Genomic DNA, 7,113 nt, shown 5'->3' with positions numbered 1-7,113 from the left:
TTACAGCCTGTGAAGCGAGTGTAAGACTTGAAGGATCTCGATCCGGAGAGCAACTGCGAAAAACTCGAGAGAGAAGGAAGCAGGAACCCAAATCGCGAGGTTTGGGAATCACCGTCCTTCCAGGGCGGTGAGGATGTCAACAATGCTGATGTCCGCAACCTTCAGGGGAAAATTCGCTCAGTTGTCCGGCTTGAAAGGCTGCGATCGCGCTTTCGAGTGTATCTCCCGTAAATTCAAACGCCGTGATTCCAGCATCTTTCAAGGCTCGAACGGCTTTGGGTCCCAAACGCGGAACGACGACCGCCTCGACGCCTGCATCGGCCACGGCTTGCACGGCTTTGATTCCGGCTCCGCTACCGTCTTGTCGAGCTGGATTCTCAATAAATTCAATGCCTCTATCGTCGAGTTCCACGATGGCGAAATAGTCCGACCGTCCGAAGCTCTCCCCCAGTGCGGCATTCTCTCCTTCGTGACTGGCGACGGGAACGGCGATTTTCATGGCTACTTATACCTTTTATTCGTTATTCTGTTTTATTACCATAAAGCTATTTAAAATAAATGTCAATAAAATAAGGCGCGATGGGTTCATGCGATCGCACCCGGTCGACCTCCTCACCGCCCTGGAGGGACGGGGTTTTAGACCCAAGTTTTTCGATCGAGTCTCACAAAACCCGCGACAGGCGAGGGTCGAATTCTCTCGTCACCTCGATGCCGGCCGCAAAATACCGAACACCGACGTATAACCGTGGAGGAAGGTATTACCACCGACGGGGCCGATTTCACCGTTGCAGAAAAAACCGCTGAGGGGAACGCCATCGAGATAGCGGTGAAACAGGCGAGAATCGAAGTTAGCTTCGCCGTAGAGTCCCTCGCCCCGTCCGAGACAGGAAAACATCAACGCACCGAAAGGACGAGCGGTCGAACCCGCGTCGCGACAATACTTTTCAAGCAAAGCTTCCAAATCTTCAGCGGAGGTTTTAGCGTCCCGAAGGTGAAACTGCACCCGCTGACCCGGACGCACGCGATCGCCGATCGCGACAGCCCCCGCTTGGGGATCGACACCGATGAGATTGCGAATCAGAAAATCTCCCGGTTCGAGGGTTTGTTTGAATTCATCGCTGACGACGCCGATAAACAGCGAATTTTGGGCCAGTTCGCGATCGGCTTCGCTCAGTTCGACGATCGAATCCCGTAAAACCTCCAGCGGCGGACGTGCCGATTCCGTTGCGCCGAGTTCGTCGAGCGCTAAAATGATGTTTCGTTCCCCCTCGGCGATGCGGTAGGGTTTCCCGATGGGACGACATCCCTGAGCGACAATGCTATCGAGAGTAATATTGCCAGAGAGAGCGACGCCAACCGCCCCTTCTCGAACGGCGCGATCGTTAAAGAACAAGTTCGCCCCTCGAATACCGGGACTGCTCGAGAGTCCTCCGACTTTCGAGGCAGTTGGATAAGCGTAGTCGAGTCCTTGCAGCAAATCGTTAATTCGCGACATGAACGGATCGGCTAACACGATAAACTGCGGATCGGACTCGGGGGAAACGCCGACGGCTTCGATCCAACGTTCGGGGGGACTGTCGAGATCGGGGAGTTCGTCAGATGGAAGAAAAAAGCTCCGAACTTCAACGTCGGGCAAGCTTACGAGCGTCAAACTTAAGGCAATGCCCCCTTCAATTTCGACAGTACTGGCATCGGTTGGCGTACTCCCGACAATACCGCCCCCCCCACATCCGATCAGCGTAGGAACGTCTAAGCGTTCGCGCAGCAAGGGCATCAAACGGGGATATTCGCTGGCAAAGGCCGAGGAAATAAATACCAATCCTAAATCCGGCGGTTCGGATAACGCCTGTTGTGCGGCGTCTGCGGCCTCCTGCACTGCGGCTTCGAGCGAGGGGCGCGTCGATAAAGCGTTAACCCACTCCATAGGCTAGTCCTTGCAATCGCTAGTGGTTGTTCGAGTTGGTCGAAGAAACCTCGATCGCCATCGACCGTCAGTCCCTCTTCGATCGGCCCGTCGGCGGTGTCAAATCTTAAAAATATAGATCGGGATACGCCACGGGAGAGTGATGTCCAGTAAGAGTAATGGTATAGAACCGTTCGTTCTCTAGCAACGATGTACGGGTACGGGTAGGCGAACTGCCTGCTAGGAAAAGATTCCCTATACTGAATAGGGTGAACAGATCGACGAAGAGTAGATCCAATAGGAGACTATGAACGACATTCAAAAACAGATCGAACAAGAACGCGAGGCGGCTCGGGCTGTCTGCGATACCAGTGGTGCTACGTCTCAAGATTGTGCGGCGGCCTGGGATGCTGTCGAAGAATTGCAAGCCGAAGCAGCTCACCAAAAGCAAAAGCCGCAAAAAACCTCGTTTGATACCTACTGCGAGGACAACCCCGATGCTGCTGAATGCCGGGTTTACGACGATTAATCCGCTTTGACAATCGAGTATTGCGGGTGAAGCGGCGAGGAGTTCCCTCGCCGCTTGTTGTTGGCATCTGCTATCGTAGGGATGTCTGAATTTTTGTACGCTATTTAAACTTCGGCATTTAAACCGCTCTCTTCAAGAGTCTGTATTCAAAATCTGGCTTCGGTTCTCGTTCGCCCACCCTCTTTTGTTCGACTATGGAGATCGACGCTCGCAAACCGCTTGGAGTCCGTTGGAACGCAATTTACGGAGTCGGCCTCGCTGTCACCACGGCGATTTCTGTGTTGGCAGCAGTGGCAGCCGATCGCTCTGAGGAAACGACGACGTTTCGACCGGCTTGTACTCGTATTATCGATGCTGAGACGACTTTAACCTTAGATCGCTTGCAAGCGCTACACGGGAGCGAAAACCCCGATGCGGCGACCGTTCGGCAACAGTTGGGGTCTCCTTATTGCCTGTTACCGAAAGTCGCCCTGCGCGACGGCGTTCTGACCGAGCGAGAGTTGTACCGCACGACTGAGGGGGCTTTCGCAGTGGTGGCTTACGAGGGCGATCGCTATATCGGATACAGTCTCGAAGCTTCGGATCGACCGGGCGTCCGCTGGATGCCCGATCCGCCAACGTTCGAGACGCCTATCGTCTCTGAGGTGACTGTCGCCTCCGATGTTTCGATCGCTGCTGGCGACGAAATTGCCGAACGCCGAGTGGTCGCAGCTTTTGGAGAACTTTCGTTACGCACGAGCGGGAAAGTGTTTGCTCCTTTCGATGGGTGGGCGAACGGTCAGCTCGTGTTTGTCACCGACGGAACGCTGCGATCGATGCCATCGGACTGTACTGTGTTTTCTAGTCCCCAAATTCCGAATTACCTCCTCAGACTTTGCGGTTTGGGTCGCCGTCATCTCGGATATCGACGCCTCGGCGAAGCTTTGGGACGAGCTGACGGGTATCTCCACGTGACGCTGCTGACCTATCGTACAGAGGAATCTGGCGATCGCTGGGTGTACGTTCCGCCAGCGGCCTCTCTCGTGCAACACCTCTTCGATCCTTACCCGTCCCACGCGACTCGTCGTCCTTGAGATGGCATTCCTTTGAGGAAAAAATCGCGTCGGGCGATCGCTCGATTTAAGTAATATTCGGCTGCGATCGCCGACAATGCCGCATTTTACAGTTTAATACGGAATCCGTTGCCGATAAGCTGGGTTTCAAGAAGTCTTCACGCCCAGAGGCACAGAGGACACAGAGAGGGGGATGTAGGGTTTGGCAAAACCACTGTTTGAGATTTGTATTCCGTATAAAAACGCTGTTTTTCGACTATTGCGCCGACTTTTTCCCGCTTTCTGCCTCAAACTTGACCGATTTGACAACCTTGTCGCTCTGTTTAACACAGACGACCGGACACCTCGAAAAATTGAGTCTGGCTGAAACTCCAATGGCTGAAACCTTTGAAATCTCGTTCGACATTCTCGATAGTAGAGCCTATAGCAACCCTAAATCAGTTGTGTAACAAAATTGAGACAAAAAGGGAATCGGGAACGGGGAACGGGGAACGGGGAATCAGATTTTTTCTGGTGTTTTAATGTTTGACGACTCATTTGGGACTGCTATATTTCTTCAATAAGCTCGAATTAATTGAGATGCCAGACTGATACAGTAAAACTTATCGCTTTGTTTACATTTAAAAATAAACAACAAACGCTTTACTTAAAGGAATGGAAATATTAAAAAAAAATAAAATTACAAACCTTATTTTACAATACTTGAAGAGCAATGAATCCAAGAATTAATGACAATTAACATTTTATTATCGATCGGGATTATTTTAGTACAAAATGTCACAAAAAATCAAAAGCGTAACAAGTTTTTACAAGTCTTCCTTCAGTGCAAATAAACCGTAAAATCCTTGGAAAATGACAGTTCTGTAAGATCGTAAAAAAACATTAAAAAGAGAACAATATAAAAAATAAAGTCGATAAGATAAGAAATTGAAAGCAAGTAGAGCGGGATGAAAAAATATGGTTATCAGCGCTCCCAGTATCCAATCTGGCGTTCCTAAAAGCGAAAGCTTCGTCCTGTGGTTTGAAGAAGTCGGAATCGCCGACGTTCCTCTAGTTGGAGGAAAAAACGCCTCTCTCGGTGAAATGATCCAGCAGTTGGCGTCAAAGGGCGTCAGCGTGCCGACGGGATTTGCCACCACAGCCTACGCCTATCGCTACTTCGTTGAAAAAGCCGGACTCGAAACCAAACTTCGCAAGCTGTTTTCCGATCTCGACGTGGAAGACATGCAAAACTTGCGAGATCGCGGCAAACAAGCCCGAGCTTTAGTTCTCAACACCCCATTTCCGAAAGAACTCGAAGTGGCGATCGCGACCGCCTACTTCAAGCTTTGCGAACGCTACGGCGCAGATACGGAATTTTGCGAACGGTTCGATCCCGAATACCGTCAAGCCTGCAAAGAATACAGCTATGACACCGACGTTGCCGTGCGATCGAGCGCCACGGCTGAAGACTTACCCGACGCGAGTTTTGCCGGACAACAAGAAACCTATCTCAACGTCCACGGTGCTAAATCGGTTCTCGAAGCCTGCCACCGTTGTTTCGCATCGATCTTCACCGATCGCGCCATTTCCTACCGCACCATTAAAGGCTTCGATCACTTCGACGTTGCCTTGTCCGTGGGCGTCCAAAAAATGGTACGTTCCGACCTGGCCGCCTCTGGCGTCATGTTCTCCATCGACACCGAAACCGGCTTCAAAAACGCCGCGTTGATCACCTCCGCTTACGGCTTAGGTGAAAACGTGGTGCAAGGTGCCGTCAACCCCGACGAATACTTCGTCTTCAAACCCACCTTGCAACAAGGCTTCCGTCCGATTCTCGAAAAACGCCTCGGTTCCAAAGAACTGAAAATGGTCTACGACATCGGCGGCGGCAAACTGACGAAAAACGTCCCCGTTGCCGAACCCGATCGCCAAAAATTCGCCATCACCGACGACGAAGTGCTGACCCTGGCGAAATGGGCTTGCATCATCGAAGACCACTACAGCGAAGTGCGGGGAAGTTACACCCCGATGGATATCGAGTGGGCGAAAGACGGACAAACTGGCGAACTGTTCATCGTTCAAGCCCGTCCCGAAACCGTCCAATCCCAGAAAGCCGGAAACGTCCTCAAACACTACAAGCTGCAAGGCACCAGTAACGTCCTCGTGTCCGGTCGCGCCGTTGGCGAAGCCATCGGACAAGGCAAAGCCCGCGTCATCCTCGACGTTCACAAAATCGACCAGTTCCAAGCCGGTGAAGTCCTCGTCACCAACAAAACCGACCCGGATTGGGAACCGATCATGAAAAAAGCCAGCGCGATCGTCACCAACGCGGGCGGACGCACCTGTCACGCCGCCATTATCGCGCGGGAAATGGGCATTCCGGCGATCGTCGGTTGCGGCAAAGCCACCGGAACCCTGACCACCGGACAAGATGTCACCGTCTCTTGCTGCGAAGGGGAAGAAGGAAAAGTCTACTCCGGCTTAGTTCCCTTTGAAATCGAAGAAACCGTTCTCGACAACCTGCCTACTACCAAGACGAAAATCTTGATGAACGTGGGCAACCCGGAAGAAGCTTTCGGTCTGTCTTCGATTCCCTGCGACGGTGTGGGTTTGGCGCGGTTCGAGTTCATTATCGCCAACCACATCAAAGCTCACCCCCTGGCATTACTCCACTTCGACGAACTCGAGGACGACAGCGTCAAACGGGAAATCGCCGAACTGACTGCCGAGTACGAGAACAAACCCGATTTCTTCGTCGATAAACTCGCCCACGGCATCGGCACCATCGCCGCCGCGTTTTATCCGAACCCGGTAGTCGTGCGGATGTCCGACTTCAAGAGCAACGAGTACGCCAACCTCCTCGGCGGCAAACAGTTCGAGCCGAAGGAAGAAAACCCGATGATCGGGTGGCGCGGTGCGTCTCGTTACTACGATCCTAAATACGCTGCTGCCTACGGCTTGGAATGCAAAGCCTTGAAACGGGTTCGCGACGATATGGGACTGACGAACGTGATTCCCATGATTCCTTTCTGCCGCACTCCCGAGGAAGGGCGTAAAGTGCTGACGGAAATGGAAAAATACGGTCTCAAACGGGGCGAAAACGACTTGCAAGTGTACGTGATGTGCGAGATTCCCAGTAACGTGATTCTCGCCGACCAGTACAGTGAAGTCTTCGACGGATTTTCCATCGGGTCGAACGACTTGACGCAGTTGACCCTCGGATTAGACCGCGACTCGGCGCTGGTGGCGCACATCTTCGACGAACGCAACGAAGGTGTCAAACAAATGGTGCGGATGGTCATCGAACGGGCGAAAGCCAACGGTCGCAAGATCGGAATTTGCGGTCAAGCCCCGAGCGACTATCCCGAATTCGCCCGTTTCTTGGTGGAATTGGGTATCGATTCGATCAGTTTGAACCCCGATTCGGTTCTCAAGACCCTGCTCGATATTGCCGAGTTTGAGTCGAAGCATTGACATCCTCTCCCAGCAACCCTAATGGGTATGCTGGGAGATTCCTTGGGTCGCCCCAAAGATTTCCTGCTTCACAGCCCGCCAGCTAGACTGAGTGACCTCAGCCCCCGCCGCTTTGACTCCACAGGCATTTTCAATTCCCCGTTGCCCACGGGTACAAATGACTTGTGCTGCGG

The 7,113-nt window shown here is 52.5% G+C and carries 5 protein-coding genes and 1 pseudogene; 3 read left to right on the top strand and 3 right to left on the bottom strand.

Annotation, left to right across the window (positions count from 1 at the left end; genetic code table 11):
* Positions 1–136: 136 nt before the first annotated feature.
* Positions 137–499 carry a NifB/NifX family molybdenum-iron cluster-binding protein gene (locus tag POG22_RS23290; protein ID WP_017661924.1) on the bottom strand — a complete coding sequence of 121 codons (363 nt, stop codon included), beginning with the start codon at positions 497–499 and terminating at the stop codon, positions 137–139.
* A gap of 201 nt (positions 500–700) precedes the next feature.
* Positions 701–1,924 carry an FIST signal transduction protein gene (locus tag POG22_RS23285; protein WP_063719114.1) on the bottom strand — a complete coding sequence of 408 codons (1,224 nt, stop codon included), beginning with the start codon at positions 1,922–1,924 and terminating at the stop codon, positions 701–703.
* A gap of 286 nt (positions 1,925–2,210) precedes the next feature.
* Between POG22_RS23285 and POG22_RS23280 the strand changes: the two genes are divergently transcribed.
* The 3 genes from POG22_RS23280 (at position 2,211) to ppsA (ending at position 6,940) form a co-directional block, all read left to right on the top strand.
* Positions 2,211–2,432, top strand: a complete 222-nt coding sequence (locus POG22_RS23280; RefSeq protein ID WP_017661922.1) for a Calvin cycle protein CP12 — start codon at positions 2,211–2,213, stop codon at positions 2,430–2,432.
* Between the two features lie 194 nt (positions 2,433–2,626).
* Entirely contained in the window at positions 2,627–3,505 is an 879-nt protein-coding gene (locus POG22_RS23275; protein ID WP_063719113.1) for a hypothetical protein, read from the top strand.
* A gap of 936 nt (positions 3,506–4,441) precedes the next feature.
* Complete coding sequence (ppsA, locus tag POG22_RS23270) at positions 4,442–6,940, top strand: phosphoenolpyruvate synthase (RefSeq protein WP_498907302.1); 2,499 nt, start codon at positions 4,442–4,444, stop codon at positions 6,938–6,940.
* Here the strand turns inward: ppsA and POG22_RS23265 are convergent.
* Positions 6,897–7,113: pseudogene (locus POG22_RS23265) on the bottom strand (RNA-guided endonuclease TnpB family protein); the annotation flags it as partial. The gene ppsA and the pseudogene POG22_RS23265 overlap by 44 nt on opposite strands.

Origin of the sequence: Geitlerinema sp. CS-897, from assembly GCF_028368005.1 — a bacterium.
Lineage (GTDB): Bacteria > Cyanobacteriota > Cyanobacteriia > Cyanobacteriales > Geitlerinemataceae > Baaleninema > Baaleninema simplex.
This window is presented reverse-complemented; position numbering and strand designations above follow the sequence as displayed.

What these genes read in the sequence shown, in the direction of transcription:
- POG22_RS23290 (WP_017661924.1), bottom strand. Translation starts at nt 499, where the DNA reads ATGAAAATCGCCGTTCCCGTCGCCAGTCACGAAGGAGAGAATGCCGCA.
- POG22_RS23285 (WP_063719114.1), bottom strand. Translation starts at nt 1,924, where the DNA reads ATGGAGTGGGTTAACGCTTTATCGACGCGCCCCTCGCTCGAAGCCGCA.
- POG22_RS23280 (WP_017661922.1), top strand. Translation starts at nt 2,211, where the DNA reads ATGAACGACATTCAAAAACAGATCGAACAAGAACGCGAGGCGGCTCGG.
- POG22_RS23275 (WP_063719113.1), top strand. Translation starts at nt 2,627, where the DNA reads ATGGAGATCGACGCTCGCAAACCGCTTGGAGTCCGTTGGAACGCAATT.
- ppsA (WP_498907302.1), top strand. Translation starts at nt 4,442, where the DNA reads ATGGTTATCAGCGCTCCCAGTATCCAATCTGGCGTTCCTAAAAGCGAA.